The sequence below is a fragment of the Halalkalibacter sp. HAAS-P013 genome (assembly GCF_056619925.1).
In genome coordinates, this window is sequence record NZ_JBWQTU010000013.1 from 124854 (window position 1) to 143843 (window position 18990).

Annotated in this window: 13 protein-coding genes; all 13 read left to right on the forward strand. The window is 35.4% G+C overall.

Features of this window, described 5'->3' with window-relative positions:
• Nucleotides 1–40: 40 nt before the first annotated feature.
• Nucleotides 41–1489: a carbohydrate ABC transporter permease gene (locus tag AC1FXP_RS17590; RefSeq protein WP_480063290.1), complete on the forward strand. Its 1449-nt coding sequence runs from the start codon at nucleotides 41–43 to the stop codon at nucleotides 1487–1489.
• Complete coding sequence (locus AC1FXP_RS17595) at nucleotides 1489–2325, forward strand: sugar ABC transporter permease (RefSeq protein WP_480063345.1); 837 nt, start codon at nucleotides 1489–1491, stop codon at nucleotides 2323–2325. The genes AC1FXP_RS17590 and AC1FXP_RS17595 overlap by 1 nt, the downstream gene beginning before the upstream one ends.
• A 176-nt stretch (nucleotides 2326–2501) precedes the next feature.
• Nucleotides 2502–4082 (forward strand): alpha-amylase family glycosyl hydrolase, encoded by a 1581-nt coding sequence (locus AC1FXP_RS17600; protein WP_480063291.1) that lies wholly within the window; start codon nucleotides 2502–2504, stop codon nucleotides 4080–4082.
• A 257-nt stretch (nucleotides 4083–4339) separates the two neighbouring features.
• The gene (locus tag AC1FXP_RS17605) at nucleotides 4340–5284 is read left to right on the forward strand and encodes a sugar ABC transporter substrate-binding protein (RefSeq protein ID WP_480063292.1); all 945 of its coding nucleotides are present in this window, start codon (nucleotides 4340–4342) and stop codon (nucleotides 5282–5284) included.
• A gap of 389 nt (nucleotides 5285–5673) precedes the next feature.
• Nucleotides 5674–7401, forward strand: coding sequence for a sensor histidine kinase (locus AC1FXP_RS17610; protein WP_480063293.1), 1728 nt, complete (start codon nucleotides 5674–5676; stop codon nucleotides 7399–7401).
• A gap of 11 nt (nucleotides 7402–7412) precedes the next feature.
• On the forward strand, nucleotides 7413–8948 hold the full coding sequence (locus tag AC1FXP_RS17615) for a response regulator transcription factor (protein WP_480063294.1): 1536 nt from the start codon (nucleotides 7413–7415) through the stop codon (nucleotides 8946–8948).
• 21 nt (nucleotides 8949–8969) lie between these two features.
• The gene (locus AC1FXP_RS17620; protein WP_480063346.1) at nucleotides 8970–10229 is read left to right on the forward strand and encodes an extracellular solute-binding protein; all 1260 of its coding nucleotides are present in this window, start codon (nucleotides 8970–8972) and stop codon (nucleotides 10227–10229) included.
• 283 nt (nucleotides 10230–10512) lie between these two features.
• The gene (locus AC1FXP_RS17625; RefSeq protein WP_480063295.1) at nucleotides 10513–12282 is read left to right on the forward strand and encodes an alpha-glycosidase; all 1770 of its coding nucleotides are present in this window, start codon (nucleotides 10513–10515) and stop codon (nucleotides 12280–12282) included.
• A gap of 38 nt (nucleotides 12283–12320) precedes the next feature.
• A complete protein-coding gene (locus tag AC1FXP_RS17630; RefSeq protein WP_480063296.1) occupies nucleotides 12321–12584 on the forward strand; it encodes a hypothetical protein in 264 nt (87 codons plus the stop codon).
• A gap of 422 nt (nucleotides 12585–13006) precedes the next feature.
• Nucleotides 13007–14791: a cache domain-containing sensor histidine kinase gene (locus tag AC1FXP_RS17635; protein ID WP_480063297.1), complete on the forward strand. Its 1785-nt coding sequence runs from the start codon at nucleotides 13007–13009 to the stop codon at nucleotides 14789–14791.
• Complete coding sequence (locus tag AC1FXP_RS17640; RefSeq protein ID WP_480063298.1) at nucleotides 14769–16352, forward strand: response regulator transcription factor; 1584 nt, start codon at nucleotides 14769–14771, stop codon at nucleotides 16350–16352. The genes AC1FXP_RS17635 and AC1FXP_RS17640 overlap by 23 nt, the downstream gene beginning before the upstream one ends.
• A gap of 43 nt (nucleotides 16353–16395) precedes the next feature.
• Nucleotides 16396–17691 carry an ABC transporter substrate-binding protein gene (locus AC1FXP_RS17645; protein WP_480063299.1) on the forward strand — a complete coding sequence of 432 codons (1296 nt, stop codon included), beginning with the start codon at nucleotides 16396–16398 and terminating at the stop codon, nucleotides 17689–17691.
• 460 nt (nucleotides 17692–18151) lie between these two features.
• The gene (locus AC1FXP_RS17650; RefSeq protein ID WP_480063300.1) at nucleotides 18152–18775 is read left to right on the forward strand and encodes a YesL family protein; all 624 of its coding nucleotides are present in this window, start codon (nucleotides 18152–18154) and stop codon (nucleotides 18773–18775) included.
• Nucleotides 18776–18990 lie beyond the last annotated feature (215 nt).

An 18990-nucleotide genomic window follows, 5' to 3' on the forward strand; every position in this document is an offset into this window, starting at 1 on the left:
GTTCCAACTTGGGAATTATTTATAAAGGAGGCTGAAAATAATGGCAGGATTGCCGGCTCCAAAATTAAACCCAAATGAACAGGAACCAAAATTAAACCGAGTTGAAGAGGAAAAAAAAGTAAACCCAAATGAACAGAAACCAATAAAGAGTGTATTTAAAACGAAAGCATTTATTGCTTCTTTTTTATCATTGCTTTTTATGGGATTGGGGCAATTTTACAATCGACAAATTGGCAAAGGTCTCTTTTTCTCCGTTTTATGGCTCTATATCATCATTTTTTATGCTCAACCTTTTCAGTGGGCAATGTGGGGACTTAGAACACTAGGAGAAACCCCACAAATTCGTGAACGAGGCAGAGTTGTATTTGAAGGACATCATTCTATTTTCCTTATGATTGAAGGAATCATTGCTTTATTGATTGCACTAGTTATTTTATGTATCTATGTTATTAGTGTACGTGATGCCTATAAAGTTGGGAAAGAACGAGACAAAGGAGGTACACCGCGTACGTTAAAACAATCGCTTCAAAACAGTTGGGAGCATGGATTTGCCTATATTCTATTAACTCCAACTGTTATTTTCACGTTATTCTTAACGATTTTACCATTAGTCTTTTCTGTTATGATTGCCTTTACCAATTACTCAGGACCGAACTTTTTACCGCCGCGGAATTTAGTTGATTGGGTGGGTTTTCAGACCTTTATTGATCTCTTTAATAGGAACTCATGGAGTAGAACATTTTACGGTGTATTCATGTGGACTATTGTCTGGGCAGTACTAACAACCTTCACCACATTTTTTGTAGGTTTTTTCTACGCCGTTTTGATCGAGTCAAAAGGGGTGAAATTCAAGAAGTTTTGGCGTGGAATCTTTATTTTACCGTGGGCGATTCCGGCATTTGTTATGATTTTAATCATGCGTAATATCTTTAATGGACAATTCGGACCAATTAATAAATATATTAATAATTTGATTGATCAATATCCAATTTTAGCTGAATGGGGACTAAGTGCAATACCTTTTTTCACCGACCCAACATGGGCGAAAATCATGTTAGTTGTTGTAAACATGTGGTTTGGATTCCCGTTTTGGATGATTTTAATGGCTGGAGTTATGACAGGAATTGATAAAGAACAATATGAAGCGGCTGAAATTGATGGTGCTAGCGCTTGGCAAAAATTTCGTAATATTACGTTTCCAATAGTCATGTTTTCAACATCACCATTATTAATTATGAGTTTTGCAGGAAACTTTAATAACTTTAATATGATTTATCTTTTCACGGAGGGGCGTCCAACAAATCCTGACTATAGTTATGCAGGGTCGACAGATATTTTAATTAGTTGGATTTATAAAATGACCTTTGATCATAATCAGTTTGCAATGGCATCTGCTGTTGGTTTGTTAATTTTTATCGTAGTGGCGATTTTCTCTGTATGGAACTTTAGCAAAACAAGAGCATTTAAAGAAGAGGATATGATGCGATGATGAGTAAAAAATTAAAGAATTTCATTCGGATGTTTGTCATATATGGAGTGCTGGTGATTACGTGTATCATGATATTATATCCTGTTTACTTTGTCATCATTGGTTCCTTAAATCCAGGGAATACGCTTTTCGCCACAAGCTTACTTCCTGAAAACTTATCACTTCGACACTATATTTATTTATTTAATGAAACCGATTATCTACGTTGGTATATGAACACACTGAAAATCTCGTTTTGGAATATGCTTATTTCTACCTTTTTAGTGTTAACTGCAGCTTACGCTTTTTCGCGCTTTCGTTTTCCTGGTAGACGAGCAGGGCTGATGGCCATTTTGGTTCTACAAATGTTTCCAAGCTTTATGGCGATGATTGCGATCTATATTTTGCTTCTACAAATGAATCTATTAGATAACCATTGGGGATTAATTTTAGTTTATGCTGGTGGGTCAATCCCGTTTGGAGCTTGGCTTGTAAAGGGATATTTCGATGGAATGTCCAAAAGCTTAGAAGAAGCTGCCAAAATAGATGGAGCAGGTCATTTAACGATCTTCTTTAGAATTATGATGCCTTTATCGCTGCCAATTATGGTCTTTATCGCGGTAATGAACTTTATTGGACCATGGATGGACTTCATATTGGCGAGACTTGTGCTTAGGTCCGATGCCAATAAAACGTTAGCTGTTGGTCTGTTTGAAATGGTACAAGGTCTTGGTAACACTGAATTTACAACCTTTGCAGCAGGAGCAGTCCTTGTTGCCGTTCCAATTACCATTCTATTTATGGTACTTCAAAAACCACTAACAGAAGGGTTAAGGGCAGGAGCAAATAAAGGATAAGTTACAATGGAAAAGCTAAACTCCACCGCGGCCGTCTAATGAGACTAACACTCAAAGGACGGTCTTAAAAATGACAGTGGAATTGTTAATTGTTTCGAGCTTGTTCAAAAAAGCAAAATCGGCCTTTTTTGAGTAAGCTCTAATAGAGAAGAGTTAAAATGGGAGATGACTTTTTAATGCATAATAAGAAAAAAAGATTAATTTTAGCAATCGTACTTACTGCGACACTTTTGCTAGCTGGATGTTCAGAAAAAGCAAACAATCCAATAACATTTGAAAATGAAGATCTAAAAACAATAGAACCGCATGGTGTATATTATGAAATGTTCGTAAGGGCTTTTTATGATTCTACAGGTGACGGGATCGGGGATTTTAAAGGGGCTACATCGAAGCTTGATTACTTACAAGAGTTAGGTATAGAAGGAATTTGGTTGATGCCGATTAATCCTTCTCCTAGTTATCATGGGTATGATGTAACTGATTATAAAGAGATTAATTCAGAGCACGGAACAATGGAAGAGTTTAAAGAATTTGTGGAAGAGGCAAATAAAAGAGGAATAAAAGTCATTAAAGATTTTGTAATCAACCATTCAAGTGAAGAACACCCATGGTTCCAAGCGGCATTACAAAATGACGAAACCTATCGAGATTATTATGTATGGGCAGATGAGGATACAAACACAAGTCAAAATGGAGAGTGGGGACAACAAGTATGGCATCGAGCGGAGAATGGTTACTACGAAGGAGTGTTTTGGCACGGAATGCCTGATTTAAATATGGATAATACAAAGGTAAGAAATGAGATTTATGAAATAGGAAGGTTTTGGCTTGAAGAGGTAGGGGTGGACGGCTTTCGGTTAGACGCTGCCAAACATATTTATAGTTCTTATCATGGCAGTGATTATCAGGAGAAGAATCATGAATTCTGGAGAGAATTTAGACGTGAAATGGAAAAAGCTAATCCGGATGTAATTTTAGTAGGAGAAGTTTGGGACTCAGCTTCAGTTGTAGCGCCTTATCTAGACGGGGGGTTACAATCAGCATTTAACTTTGATTTATCTGATAAACTATTGGCTTCTGTGAAGTCGGAGAGTGATGCTGGTTTAGTTACAGATCTTGAAAGAACAAGGAATTATTTTAGTACGATGTCTGAAGATTTTATTGATTCGACTTTTATCACAAATCATGATTTGAACCGAGTAATGAGTGAAGTAAATAGCAATATGAACCACGCAAAGATGGCAGCTTCATTATTGTTAACGTTACCAGGAAATCCTTACATTTATTATGGGGAAGAGATTGGAATGGAAGGGAAGAAACCTGATGAAGATATTCGATTGCCAATGAGATGGTACGAAGATCCAAATGGAACGGGACAAACAACTTGGAGACAAGATCAATACCACGAAGGAGATGAAGGGATTAGTATAGAAACACAATTACACGAGAATGATTCCTTGTTAAATCACTACAAAGAATTAATTTATGCTCGTCGTGCTAGTGAAGCGCTAATCGCAGGGGAAATAAAAAGTACGACCATTAAGGAGAGAGGGGTCTTAGCGTTTGAAAGAGTAACTAATAATGAAGAGAAGCTTGTGATTCATAATTTAACAAGTGAAATAAAACAAATAGACTTGGAAGGTGATCTAAGTAATTATCAAGAATACTATTTTTATATTGGTGATATGGAGGAAATAGATTTTAAAAATAGTACACTAAAAATCCCCGCTTACACAACTGTTATTTTACAAAGGTAACAGCTATAAAGGGATCATTTCGATAGTTACTTTAATAGAAATAATCTTACATCATTAAATTTATGGACATGAAAACTGTGATCGAATTTGATCACAGTTTTTTCTTATTCAATTTTAGTCTAGTTAAAAGACTATAATATAAGACACTTTATTCTTAATGGAGATGGTTCTTAACAAAAACTATATGTTCCATAATAAAGCAGACTAGTAATCAATACGAACACTAAATCGAGTGAATGTAACAATATGGGGATTGAATGATGAGAAAAAAGTATATAATTCTTTTAGCGGTTTTTGCGTTTTCCATTTTAATTGGTGTTTTATTCCAAGTATTTGATACTGAAAAACCAACAGTAGTTGTTGTTTTGAAGGACTTAGATACACAATATTTTGAAATTATAAAAGCTGGAGCTGAAAAAGGTTTTCGTGATTTTGGTTTGAACGGGACAGTTGTCGCACCTAGTTACGAATCAGAAGAAGATGTGCAGGAGAATTTGTTAAAAACAATTCTTAATGAAAATCCAGATGTATTAATTGTCTCTCCCGTTGCATCCAATATTATTCCTACATTACGCAAGTTTGTCAAAAGAGATATTCCTGTATTGTTGTTAGATACAGATTACCCTTGGATATATATAACCTCATATATTGGAACGAATAATTTTGAATTAGGAAGAATGGGTGGGATGCTATTAGCTGCAAGTCTTCAGCCAGGAAATAAAGTAGCTCTACTTGCAGGTGAATTAAGTCATCCAATTTCACGTGATCGGATAAAAGGAGCTAAAATGAGTTTAGAGACTGCTGGAATCGAGATCGTTGAAATAGTCGATTTACCAAATGAAACAGCACCTGTTAAAGAAGCGATGAAAACAGTTTTACAGGAACATCCTGATATAAAAGGTGTATATACGGTAACTGACATTATGGCATTAAGTGTTTTTAATGTTATTGAAGAGTATGGGATTTCTATTCCTATTGTCGGAGCAGATGGAATTAACGAAATGATTGAGTTAGTAGAAGAAGGGATCTTGCCTGGAACAGTAGCACAGAACCCTTATGATATGGGGTATTTTAGCATTGAAGCTGCCACGAAAGTAATCAAGGGAGAAAAAGTTGAAAGAAATATGGATAGTGGTGTAGATGTAATTATTAAAGGTAATGCAAAACAAAGACTAAAATTTCAAAAAAATATATTGAGATGAAAGAATTATTCCTCACTAAAAAGGTGATTCTCTAGAATGTTAAATTCTAAGCTCCAAATCAAAAACAGTGTCTTATCTTTAATAATATAAGACACTGTTGGGATTGTATGATAGTTTACGGTTAATCGATTGTAATAAAAGACACCACCCTCATAATGAAGACGATTTCCTGAAAGTTATATCGTATATATAATAGAGTATATGAAAAAGTAGTAATTAATGTTTTCTTAAAATTCGGAAAGTTATATAAAAGAAGCAAGTATACCTCACCTTGCTTGATTAATGTGTGAAAGTTATGATGGTACCAAGAAATTGAGTTAATAAGGGACTAAATGATGATAAACAATAAAAACTTGACTAAAAATCGTTTCGCTACAAAGGTTGTTTTTGTGGTATTAATAGTAAGTTTAATCCCCACTCTGTTTAATAGCATTTTCTTTTATGTATCTTCATCAAACATCATTAAAGAAAATGTAAGAGAGTCTTCAATTCAGACTACTCGCCAAGCAGCAGATTCCTTGTCTAATGTTCTCACAGCTGGAAGTGACATGTCGAATCTCATCTATAGTAATAAGAGGCTGCAGGAAATTGTTAAAGCGGATCTAGATACTGAACTTTCAGAACATGAACGTCACCAAAATAATGAAATGATGAATTCATTCTTAAACGCACATATACAATCAAATTCTCATGTACAGATGATTTATATTTTAAGGGAAGAGGGGACAAGTTGGGTAAGTAGATTTTTCCATTGGGAAAAGTTCTATCAAACTAACTTGAGAGAGTTGGACTGGGTGATTGCATCAAGGAATTTAGATGGTGAATTGTATTGGGAAGGCCTTCAGTTTGAGTGGTTTAGTGGTTTAGAAGAGAGCACCGAATTGGTTTTACCGATTAGTCGCGTAATGAAGGATTTTGATACTTTAAATAATATTGCCTATATTCAAGTGTTTCTTGATGGAGAGGCAGTACTTGATACGATTAACCAGATTAAGTTAGGAAGAACGGGGCGTTTCTTTGTTGTTGACCAACAAGGTAACATTATGATTGATTCAAATATTGAAAAGATCAACGAAATGATCTCGAATCAGCAATTATATGATCGAGTCATAGATGGAGAAGAAATAGAATTTGAGTATGTAGAAGATGGGCTTAATTACTATGGAGTAAAACAACCACTTGCAAACGGCTGGACGATCGTAGGAGTCGTTCCAATTAAAGAAATTACAGGTCAATTACTTACGATTCAAACGATTGTAATTTTATCTTCTATTACGTTTGGCATAGCAGCTATTTTGATTGGTTTGTTTTTTGCAAACCGGGTAACAAAGCCTATCAAAGTACTTACAAATCAAATGAAGCTTGTCGGTGAAGGGGACTTTAATGTTCGGACAAACGTACAAACATCTGATGAAATTGGGATGATGAGCATGGAGTTTAATCGGATGTTAGAAAAGCTTGAGCACCTTATGGAATTAGTGAAAAGTGAACAAGTTCAAAAGAAGGAAGCGGAGTTGCGTGCGGTGAAACACCGAATCAATCCACATTTTTTATTTAATACACTCAGTACAGTAAGGTGGCTTGTGAACTTTAAACAGTTTGATCGTGCAAATATGGCTTTATCAGCATTAACGAGGTTACTTGAAGCAAATATGGGAAAGAAAGGAACATTTGTTACAGTCAAAGAAGAGATCGAAATTATCGAAAAGTTTATTAACATTATGCAAATTCGTTATGAGCAAACCTTTCAATTGCAATTAGATGTTGATTTGGAAGTAAATGATTTTCTAATTCCACAAATGCTGTTGCAGCCTATTGTTGAAAATGCTATTTTTCATGGGATTGTACCAACTGACAAGGAAGGCATAATCAAATTATCAGGACGAAAGATAGATGGTGGAGTCGAAATAGGTATTTCTGATAATGGCATAGGGATGGACAAGGATAAATTAAACAAAATTCAGCAAGCAACCTACACTCCTAATATGTCTGTAGGTATCGGTTTTCTTCATGTTTTTGAGTCAGTTAAGCTTTATTATGCATCGGATTCACTTGTGAAAATTGATAGTAGCACAAATGGAACAACGGTTACATTGGTCATAAAACTAAAAAGATAGAGGTGAGAATCATGTATAACGTTATGATCGTTGATGATGAGCCTGTCATCCGTTTTGGTTTAAAGGCTTCTGTAGAATGGGATAAAGAAGGATTATTTTTACTAGGAGCTTTCCCGAATGGGGAGGAGGCCTTTAAAGCCATGAAGGAAAATCGTGTTGATATTTTAATTACAGATATTAAAATGCCAGTGATGGATGGTTTGACTCTAATGAGGAAAGCGGTAGATCTTTATCCGAAAATAAAGGTCATTTTAGTAAGCAGCTTTAATGAGTTTGAATATGTCAAAGAGGGAATAAAATACGGAGCGATTGATTATGTTTTAAAACCTACACTCGAGCAAGAGGAGTTTGTACAATTAATTCAAAAGTGTGTGAAACTCTTGGAGGAAGAAACGTATATAAAGAAAAAGTTAACTCTTGTTGATCAGTCTACCTCTTTACTCGAAAGAAAAAAGGTTGAACAAGATTTAAAGCGTATCCTTCTAAATGAAAAAGATTTTTCTGATTACGGAGAAATCAATTATTTAAATTCTGGTTCCATTCTCGTTATCTATATGAAGATGAACGATATAGCAAAGATTGAAGAGCAATATGGAGTTTTATTTAAAAGCTTCACACTTGAAGAGGTTCAAGAGCGTTTTTATAATCAGTATGCAACAGGCGTTTGCTTAATAATTGGCGATGTAGATATACTGTTTTTCGTGAATATCGATCTTGATCCTGTAAGAGTACTTCACCAACTACAAGGAGTAGTGATGCAAGAGTTAAATGTACGCTTTTCATTTGGTTATGATATTATTTCAAGTGTATATGAAGCTAAAGAAGGCTTTAGGCGAAGCTTTTTAGCTTGTGAGAGGCGATTTTTTTATCCTGAAGACGTTGTGTTTTCTTATAAAGAGTTAAAAGAATTTTCAAATAGACGATCTATAGCAGATGAAATGAAACAGTTTGTTATCCCTGTTGATAAGGAAAAGGTAGTTACGTTTATTGAAGAACGTTACAAGCAATGGAAGCAGGGAGAATTTCAAGCGTCAGTAATTAGACAGGAAGCAAGTGATTTATTATCGAGTTTATTTGGAAATAAGTTAGACCTCTCATTACTAATTGCTAAATGCCATGAACTTCAACAAACCGAAACGCTTGACGAGTTGTATATTTTGCTTATTAAAAATATTGATGAATGTATTCAACTTATCTCGGAACGAAATCGTAAGCCAAGTAGTGATAATGAGCTGATGGAACGTGCAATTAGTTATATACATCAGCACTATACCGAAGAATTAACGCTTCAAAAGGTTGCTGATCATATTCATATAAGTAGAAATTACTTTAGTATTTTGTTTAAGCAGTATAGTGATCAAAAATTTATTGATTATGTGATTAACCTTCGAATTAATAAAGCAAGTGAGTTGTTAATGAACACTTCATTAAAGGTATACGAAGTGGCACAACAATCTGGATTTAAAGATGTTAAATATTTCAGCAAACTGTTTAAGAGAATGACAGGCAATTCACCAATTGATTATCGGTTAAAACAGCAAAAATAGGAGGTGGCGATTGTGGGGCTTATGCAACAAAAGAATGTTCTTCTCTTGCTTGTGGGATTTTTCTTGATTACAGGTTGTGGCAACCAAACCATTATTGGAGATAATAGCCCCGCATTAGATGCTGAATCCGAAAAAGAAGTGATTGTTTATTGGCATACGTATAATGAAAAGGAGACCTATATTTTTGAAAATAGCATCATTCCTTTATTTGAACAGGAATATCCAATGCTTGAAGTGAAGTCAGTTAGACAACATTATAATCATACATTAATTTCGGAGATGGTTTCTAGAGCTTCTACTAATAGAGCGCCTGATGTTATTAGGTTGAACATCGCTTGGACTCCGGAATTTGCACAACTTGACCTTTTACATCCCCTAAGTGATTTTGAAGAATTTGATGAATTAAAAGATCAGTTTGATGAGCGCCTAATGCAATCTAACTATTATAATGGGAAATATTACGGTGTTCCTTTAAATATTTACACAAAGGCTTCCATCTACAACCAGGATTTACTTGAAATTTCAGGTGAGGATACCCCGCCTGAAACAATGGATGAGCTAATAAATTTAGTTGAAAGAAATCAATATGTTATTGGGATCAGTGACTTTTCAATGTGGGCAACGTTACAATATTTTTATGGCTTCGGCGGGATGTTAACCGATCCAACCTATTCACAAGCTACAGGGTATTTAAATAGTGAGAAAAGCATTGCTGCTGTTAATAAGCTTTTATCATTTTATCAAAAAGGGAATTTAGTAACATCTGGAGGGTTATGGCAAGGTATCTTAGACGGTAACTTTTTTATGATTGATGAGGGACCTTGGTTTTATAGTAGTTTCTCTGAAGAGCAGATTCAATCGATGAATCAAGAAACTGTGGCTGCACCATTTCCAATCCATGATAATAAAAGAGCAATTTTGGGTGGAGAAAATATCGTTATTTCAAAAGCGGCAAAAGATAAAGAAGCAGCATGGACCTTTGCTAAATGGATGACTAATATAGGACCTCAAACGTATATGGCACAAGCAGGTCTAAAGCCAACAAATAACAAGGTTGAGCTCTCAGAATTATATGATCATTTTCCACATTATCAACCATATGTAGACAGTCTTGATGAAGTTCTTTTCCCACCTATTGTACCAAAATGGTGGGAAGTTGATGAAATTTATAGTAAATACTTAGAGTTGATTCTTACTGGAAGTGTCAGTGTAGAGGAAGGTTTATCAAAGGCTGCAAAAGAGATTGATCAGGTGCTTGCTAAAGAAAGAGTAGGAAGATGAATCTAATGTTTTTAAAACCTGTTGAGACACAGGTTTTTTTATAGGTGAATTACTTATACTTTACTTGAATTTTTGTTTACTTGTTACTAATGTGAGTGTCATATTTATCTATTAGAAGGTGAAAGAAAACACCATTTAAATATTCCGGGGGTTAAATCAAAATAAAAGACACCTACTTCTGAATGTAAACGGTTTCTAGTGGTTTGATTTCGTTAGATAATGGAATAATCAAATAGTCTTTATTCTAGTTAGACAACTTAAAAATGATTGGTGGTTGGTATAAATGTTAAAAGAAGCAATTTATCACAGACCGAAAAATAATTATGCTTATGCCTACGATAGCGAAACCCTTCATATTCGTTTGAAGGCAAAAAAAGGGGACATAACAAAAGCATACTTGATTTTTGGAGACCCTTATCAGTGGGAAAAGGAAGAATGGGTAAACAGTACAAAACCAATGGTATTGGAAGGAACGGATGAATTGTTTGATTATTGGTTTGTAGAGGTGAAACCTGAGTACCGACGATTACGTTATGGCTTTGAACTTTACTCGCAAGATGAAAGGGTTATTTACGGTGAGATGGGATTCAAAGAAAAGGATCCTAAAACGACTAACTTTTATTTTTGCTTTCCATTCTTAAATGAAGTGGATGTATTTAAAGCTCCAGACTGGGTGAAGGAGACAATATGGTATCAAATTTTCCCTGAAAGGTTTGCAAATGGTAATCCAGATTTAAACCCTGAAGGAACATTGTCTTGGGGGAGTGCAGAGCCAAAGGTAGATAGTTTTTTTGGTGGAGATTTTGAAGGGATTATTAAAAACATTGATTACTTAAAGGGCTTGGGGATTAATGGGATTTATTTTACCCCAATATTTAAGGCAAAATCTAATCATAAATATGACACAATTGATTATTTTGAGATTGATCCTCAATTTGGGGACAAGGAAACATTTAAGAGTTTAGTAAAGGTTTGCCATCAAAACGGGATACGAGTGATGCTTGATGCCGTGTTTAATCACAGCGGCTTTTACTTTGATGCTTTTCAAGATGTGTTGAAAAACCAGGAAGAGTCAAAGTATAAAGATTGGTTTCATTTAAGGGAGTTTCCAGTGAAACCTTTACCTGAACCAAATTATGATACCTTTGCGTTCACCCATGCCATGCCGAAATTAAACACGGAACATCCAGAAGTAAAAGAATATTTGCTTCATGTTGGCCGTTATTGGATTGAAGAATTTGATATAGATGGCTGGCGTCTTGATGTCGCAAATGAAGTAGACCATCAATTTTGGAGAGAATTTCGACAAGTAGTTAAGTCTATTAAGGCAGATGCCTACATACTTGGGGAGATCTGGCATGACTCGATGCCTTGGTTACAAGGGGACCAATTCGATGCAGTCATGAATTATCCTTTTACACAGGCTACTTTAGATTTCTTTGCAAAAGATGAAATAAATGCTGAGGAATTTGGTCAACAATTAACAAAGGTACTTAGCTCTTATCCGAAAAATGTTAATGAGGTAGCCTTTAATTTATTAGGTAGTCATGATACCCCGAGAATATTAACAATTTGTAAGGAAAACAAAGAAAAATTAAAGTTGCTCTTTTTATTTCAACTTTCTTTTATTGGTACTCCATGTATCTATTATGGAGATGAAGTTGGTATAACTGGTGAAAATGATCCTGGTTGCCGTAAATGTATGGCTTGGAATGAAGAAGAACAGGATTTAGGATTACTTGAGTTTGTAAAAAAAGTCATTGCTTTAAGAAGAGAACACGTTGTTTTAGGTAATAATGGGGAGTTTACAATACTTGAAACAAATGTTGAAACAAACCATGTAATTTACTCGAAAAAATCTGACGATGAAACGATCTTGATAGCTATAAATAATTCAGATAAAGACGTACAGATCAATCTACCATGTGACTTTACAGATAAAAAAGCAATAGATCTATGGAGTAAAAAAACGATAAGAAGTTCTAAGGTAGAATTAGATCCATTTGGTTTTTCACTCATTCAAATTAAGGAACATAGACAAATAATTGAATAGTTGGTAGGTTGTTTAATACTTCAAAGGTGATGAATCTAATGAGCATCTGGATAGGAAAAATCAAAGGTCATAATGCAGATGGGGAATATATTGGTACGTATCGAGCTGTCATTTCAAAAGAGGATCATTTTCTGTTCAAAATGATCCTTCATTTTGATGGAACTAACAACTCTAGTAATAAACCTTATAAAAAAGTAGAATTCATCAGTTCAAATGTCAATGTATTGAAAAGAAAGTTCAGGATGTCTTTGCCTACAAAAGAAAAAGAGAAAATACTTTGGATACAGAAAAGTTTAAATTAATTTAGTCACTAGTTCGATACGAGTAGAGGTCATTATAACACAATGAGAAAAGTCCTTGGATAGAGGGCTTTTTTGTTTTGGATTAAAGAGTAGTACAAATAAATGGATGGGAAATTATATCAAAACAATTATTCTTTTAAATAATTAATGCATTTGAGCGAGGGTACTTGTCTATTTTTATTGAACACTGGCTCTCTATAACTGATTAACAACCACCTGCTAGCGGCGATTACTTTAAATTTCCATGTGGTAAAATTGTGGGCGATATGCTAATGTTCTATACAAAGAATTTATAGGTAGGAAGACTTAATTTACTGATTGATCATTTAACAGCGAATGAACTAGACTTATAGTGACGGATAAAATCTTAAGATAAAATGTAAGGGGTTTCTTTTTTTATCTTATTGAGAAAGAAGGCTGAAATGTTTTTTACATTACGCAATCGTTTATTTCTTATTTTTACATGTTTGCTAACGATTCCATTTATTCTATTATCAATTATTATTCCAAGCTGGTTTACAACTATTATTACAGATCAGGCACAAGACTTAACAATTGAAATGATGGATCAGTATTTGTTGTATGTTGACTCGATTACGACACAGGCCGAGGATTTAGGTAAGCAGGTGCTCATTAACGAAACGACTCAAGAGTGGTTAAGGCTGGAAAAAGAGAATGGTGCGGATGATGAGACTTTGCTGGTGAAGAATGAACTAAGAAGATTGTTATCTTCCATGATGGTAAACAATTCAAATTTTATGTCCATTTCCGTACTTTTTTATGATGGTACTGGAATTTGGGGGAATAATCCAGACCTCGATGAGGAAGAGTGGTTCCAAGATTTTATTGAACATGAACAACAGCTTGCAAAGTCACATATCGATCAATTGCAGCCATATCCAGGTGAAATAAACAGTTATATATTGCCTCTCTTTGATACAAATACGTTAGTTCCAAGTGGGATCATAAAAGTTAATTTTCCATCTGACTTGCTAGAGAAGGCTTTAAATAAAATTAAAATTGGACAAGAAGGTCGAGCCTATTTGATCGACCAAAAAGGGTCAAATGTTTTTCAAGGGCACGTCGATCTCCCTCATAATATTTTAAAACAAGGTTTGGCTGAAATAGCGAATGGTTATCAACAGAAAGGGTTAATCGAAGCGGACCATAATGGCGAAACTTACTTTATGTTTTTTCAAAAATTACCGGTAGGAGATTGGATTTTAATTAGTGAAGTGACAGAGTCTGACTTGTTTTCAAAAGTGAACAATTTGCAGCGCAACTTACTACTGACGAGTGGTGTTGTATTTATGCTAACAATAGTCGCTTCTTTCATGCTTTCTTCAACGATTACAAGACCACTTGGAAATTTGGCGAAAGCGATGGGATATATCGAACGGGGGGATTTTGCTGGGGCCAAACGCTTTATGCCGACAATAAAATCGCATAACGATGAAGTCGGTTATCTAATTAAAGTGTTCGATCGCACTATTGAACAATTAAAAAAGTTAATCGAAACAGAATACGAGGCGAACCTGCGCCGGAAAGATGCTGAGTACAAAGCGTTATTACTGCAGATTAATCCACATTTTTTAAACAATACTCTAGAAATCATTGGGGGATTAGCCGTTCAAGGAAAAAATAGAGAGGTTATGAATGTCAGTGTTTATTTAGGCAGAATGATGAGGTATTCATTGAATACAAAAAGCAACGTTGTGAAGTTAGGTGAAGAAGTAAGTTATATTAAAAGTTACACAGACATCTTAAAGCTAAGATATGAGGATGCGATAAAAGTTGAAATTGACGAGGATCTGAAAACAAGACGATTTCCGATTATAAAATTTATTTTACAACCGCTCGTAGAAAATGCAGTGAAATATAGTTTTATTGAAAAATCGTCTGCACAAATCTATATAAAAACGGAAAATGTTGGAAAAGACGTATACATTGTTGTTGAAGATAAAGGGATAGGAATGTCTGAAGAGGTTATTTCGAATTTAGCTAACGAAGAAATGGATGATGAAACGATGACTGTACTAGAGAGTAAGGGCAACAGTATTGGCCTAAAAAATGTAATTGGGCGATTAAAGCTTTACTATGGAAAAGATTTTTCCTATCAAATAGAGTCTGAAAAGAATGTTGGGACACGGATTACATTGTGTATTAATTTTAGGGGGGATTGTGATGAAGGTCATAATTACGGATGATGAGGTTCAAGTTCGTAAAGGCTTACGGTTTAAAGTCGACTGGAAAGTAGAAGGCTTTGAAATTGTTGCCGAAGCTTCCAACGGTCAAGAAGCACTTGAATTACTAAAAAACATTGATGTGGATTTAATCATTACTGATATGAGAATGCCGATTATGGACGGAGTTGAATTAGCTAAACGGTGTTACGAACAATATCCACATGTAAAGCTGATTGTTTTATCGGGATATTCTGATTTTGACTATGTGCGCGGCTCAATGAAGGAAGGAGTTAGAGACTATTTATTAAAACCCGTTGCCCCTGATGAGTTAGAAGAAGCATTAAGAAGAATACGGAAAGAAATTGAGGAAGAGAAGAAAAGTCAAATTGAATCAGATCGGATGCGTCAGCTTGTCCATTCTCATCTTCAGCAAGTACAAGAACAATATTTCCTTCAATTAGTAAAAGGAGAATGGTTGCAACTTAGGATGGTGAAAGAGAGGCTTCTGCAGCTGCAGTTAGAGGAACTGGCAGATGAAAATGTAACAGTGCAGTTTGCAACGGTAGAAATTAGAGAATCAGAGGATAATCCGAATCGATTAAAGGAATTATGGCTTCCTTTTCAAATGTTATGTAAGGAAATAGCGAAAGAACATGAAGGAACGTACTCGTTTTACGATCCGAGTTATACGAATATGGTTCAATTCTTGCAGCTGCTCGATTCAAAAACTCCAGAGCAGACACCAAACTTAGTAAAGTCCATTCAAGAAAAGGTCAAGAAATACTTAAACTTAGAAACGGTCATAGGAATTGGAAATGTTGTAAAAGGTCTTGAAGAATTTAGAAATGGGTATATCTCTAGCTTGCTTTCTTGGAGTCAAAGTCAACTTGGCGGTCAATCACAAGTAATCGATGAGACGGCAGCGAGAGAGGCAGTTTTTGATTTTTCTCCTGATTTTGAACGAAAGTTAACAAATGCTATTGAAAATGTTGATATCGAGATGTTTAAAGAAAATCTTAACAATGTCCTTGGAGGAGCAAAGGCGCAATCTGTTTTATCTTTTACCTTTGTAGCCAACCGAGTACTCTTTCTATTAGGTTCATTGGTGAAGAAATACGATACCGAGACGAAAGATATCCAAAACACGATTTGGAATTGCCAACAAAGTATTTGGGAGCTAAATTCTCAACATAAAGTAATCGAGCTTCTAATTCAATTAGCCCAGTTAATTATTGAAAAAGTACGATTAGCTCGTTTTTCAAACAGCAAATTAATTGAAAGTATTAGACACTATTTGGATGAACATTATGCTAATGAGATTTCGCTTACTTCATTATCTAAATTATTTCATATAAATAGTGCTTATTTATCAGAAACGTTTAAACATCAAGTTGGACAAAACTTTAGTGATTATCTCGTTCATTTACGAATGGAGAAAGCGAAGCACTTTCTTAAAGATCAACAACTTAAAATCATTGATGTGGCTAATTTAGTTGGTTTTTCGAATTCAGGCTACTTTAGTACCGTTTTTAAAAAACATTTTGGGCAAACACCTTTGGAATTTCGTAAATCCGAATTGTGATAAATTGAAGGCTAAAGGAAGGCAATAGAAAGGGGGAAACCAGGTGAGCAAAAGAGCTGTAATCGTCATTATTCTATGTTTTCTTGCAGGGGGGGCGTTAATTTATGTTGCCCCGTATTCTAATGAGCGTGATGAAAAAAATGAGAAAGAACTAGTTGAGCTTACGTTTTTACGTAATTTAGCGAACCACGCGTCTAATCAGGCATATGAAGAATTGGTTGCTGAGTTTGAAGAAGCTCATCCTCATATAAAGATCAATATGCTTTCCATGCACTGGGCTAATGAATATGAACTCAGGCTCCGAACGGAGTTAGTTGCTGGAAACCATCCCGACATTATGTCCATTGATAGTCCTAACTTAGCTTTATATGCCAATGCCGGTACGCTATTATCGTTAGATCGATACATGAAAGAAGAAGGAAATATTGAAGACATCTTTGAGCACACATTGAAAGGGTTAACCTATCAGGATGAAATTTATCTTGCCCCTATCGCAGAATCTAGTATTGCCTTATTTTATAATAAGCATCTATTTAACGAGGCTGGGATCCCTTTTCCGTCAAGAGAACAAGCGATGACTTGGGACAAGGTACTCGAAATTGCCCAAAAAATTCATAATCCAGAACAGGGTATTTATGGGATCGACCCGGCTCAAGGCTTTGGTGAAGGAGAAGGCCCTGCTTATTTTAAATTGCCATTCCTTTGGCAGTTCGGAGCAGATGTATTAAGTCCAGATGCGACAACTGCTGATGGATATTTAAATTCTGAAGAAGCATTGGAAGCCCTTAAGTTTTATCAAGATTTATATTTGAAGCATCGTGTAGCAACGGTCGAGTTGCCTCCTCTTCCTTTTGAATCGAATCAGCTTGCTATGACGGTCATGGGTTCTTGGCACTTGGTAGATTTTGAAAGTTATGGTTTGGTGTTAGGAGAAGACTTTGGGATCGCACCATTGCCAAAAGCTGATTACCAAGTTACACCAAATGGAGGTTGGGCTCTAGGGATTTCAGCAAAGTCTGAACATCCAGATGAAGCGTGGGAATTTATTAAATTTGCTACAAGCTATAATGCTGTCAAAAAGCATTCGGAGATCACAGGAGATATCCCGGCAAGGTACTCCGTAGTCCAGGACCTGCCTGAGCTAAAAGAGTATCCAAAAAACATTTTTATTGAACAAGGACAAACCTATTCAAAGAACCGTCCAGTCACCCCAGCTTATCCAGTTATTAGTAAGGCTATTAAGGAATTATTTGAAGACATCGTTCTCAACGAAAAAGACGTAAAAGAAGCCGCAGACGAAGCCGTAGAAAAAATTAATAACGCACTCAACTCGACTTAATGAGCAAAGCTACTACATGGTTTTTAGCATCTCTAAAGCGGTTACTCACAAATGAGAGCAGCGAGCGTAGCCATTACCAAGCTACGTTGCACTAGAAAAACCCCCTAGAATGACGAGGCCATTGAAAAAGGTATGGTTTTAACCTTTTTCAATGGCCTTTAAGCAATGAGCGGAACCGTTGCTTTGTCTTAAAGCCTGCTATGAATGGGTTTCTCATAGCAGGCGCGCAACGTGTGGAGCCATTGCTGCTTCCTCGAATCTGCTAAAAAGGACTTTTTCAGTGGTCTCAGAATGACTAGGGTTTTTTTGTGGGGTTTTGCTAAGTATGCTGAGTGTGTCAGGGACACCTGAATATCTTAAACATCCCTAACCAAAAATATTAAACTATTATTTTCGCTGCTTTTGGTAAAGTAAAGAAGAGGTGGACAAACAAATGCTATCACGATGGAGGTGTACAAACATGTTTGATCGGTCACCATGGTACATGCGACTAGGTACATTTGCATTTAATTTAGTTCTATTAAACCTTCTATGGATCTTATTTTCTTTTTTAGGTGTTTTTGTATTAGGATTTTTCCCGGCTACTGTAGCATTATTTGCTGTATTGAGACAAATCATTATGGAGGATGAGGATACCCCCATTTTGAAAGTATTCTGGAGCAAATTTAAATCTGAATTCATTATGTCAAATCTTATTGGATACCTTGTCTTGATTGTTGGAGTTATTTTATACGTAGATATTAAAGTACTGCAGCTGTTAGACAACAACATTCTCCAATTAACGTTGGCAAGCATAACGGTTGTGATCGGCATTGTCTATTTACTGACCTTACTCTATATTTTTCCTTTATTCGTTCATTTTAAATTGAAGTTTCTGCAATATCCGAAACATGCCTTAATTCTTGCTGTTGCAAAACCACTTCAAACAATCATGATGATCGGTGGGCTGGCTATTGTATTCTTTTTGTATCTGAACTTTCCTGTATTAATCCTTGTTTTCGGTATGAGCTTAATCAGTTTCGTCATAATGAAAGTAGCATCGTTTTCTTTACCGAGAAAAGACTTTAGTCAATCTGTTGAATAAACAAGAGGAGTTATCCCAAAGGTCAAAACATATCTTTGGGATAACTCCTTTCTTTTTATTTTAAGAATCGGAGAAAAGAAGTCTTAGATAACGTCACATTGCTTATTTGTATCCGGTTTCAACTACCGAAAATATTAAAAGGCCGAAACCAAAGATATTGAAATAGCCGTAAGTACGATTTTGTTATACTGAATTCAAGAAAGCGTTACCTTAAT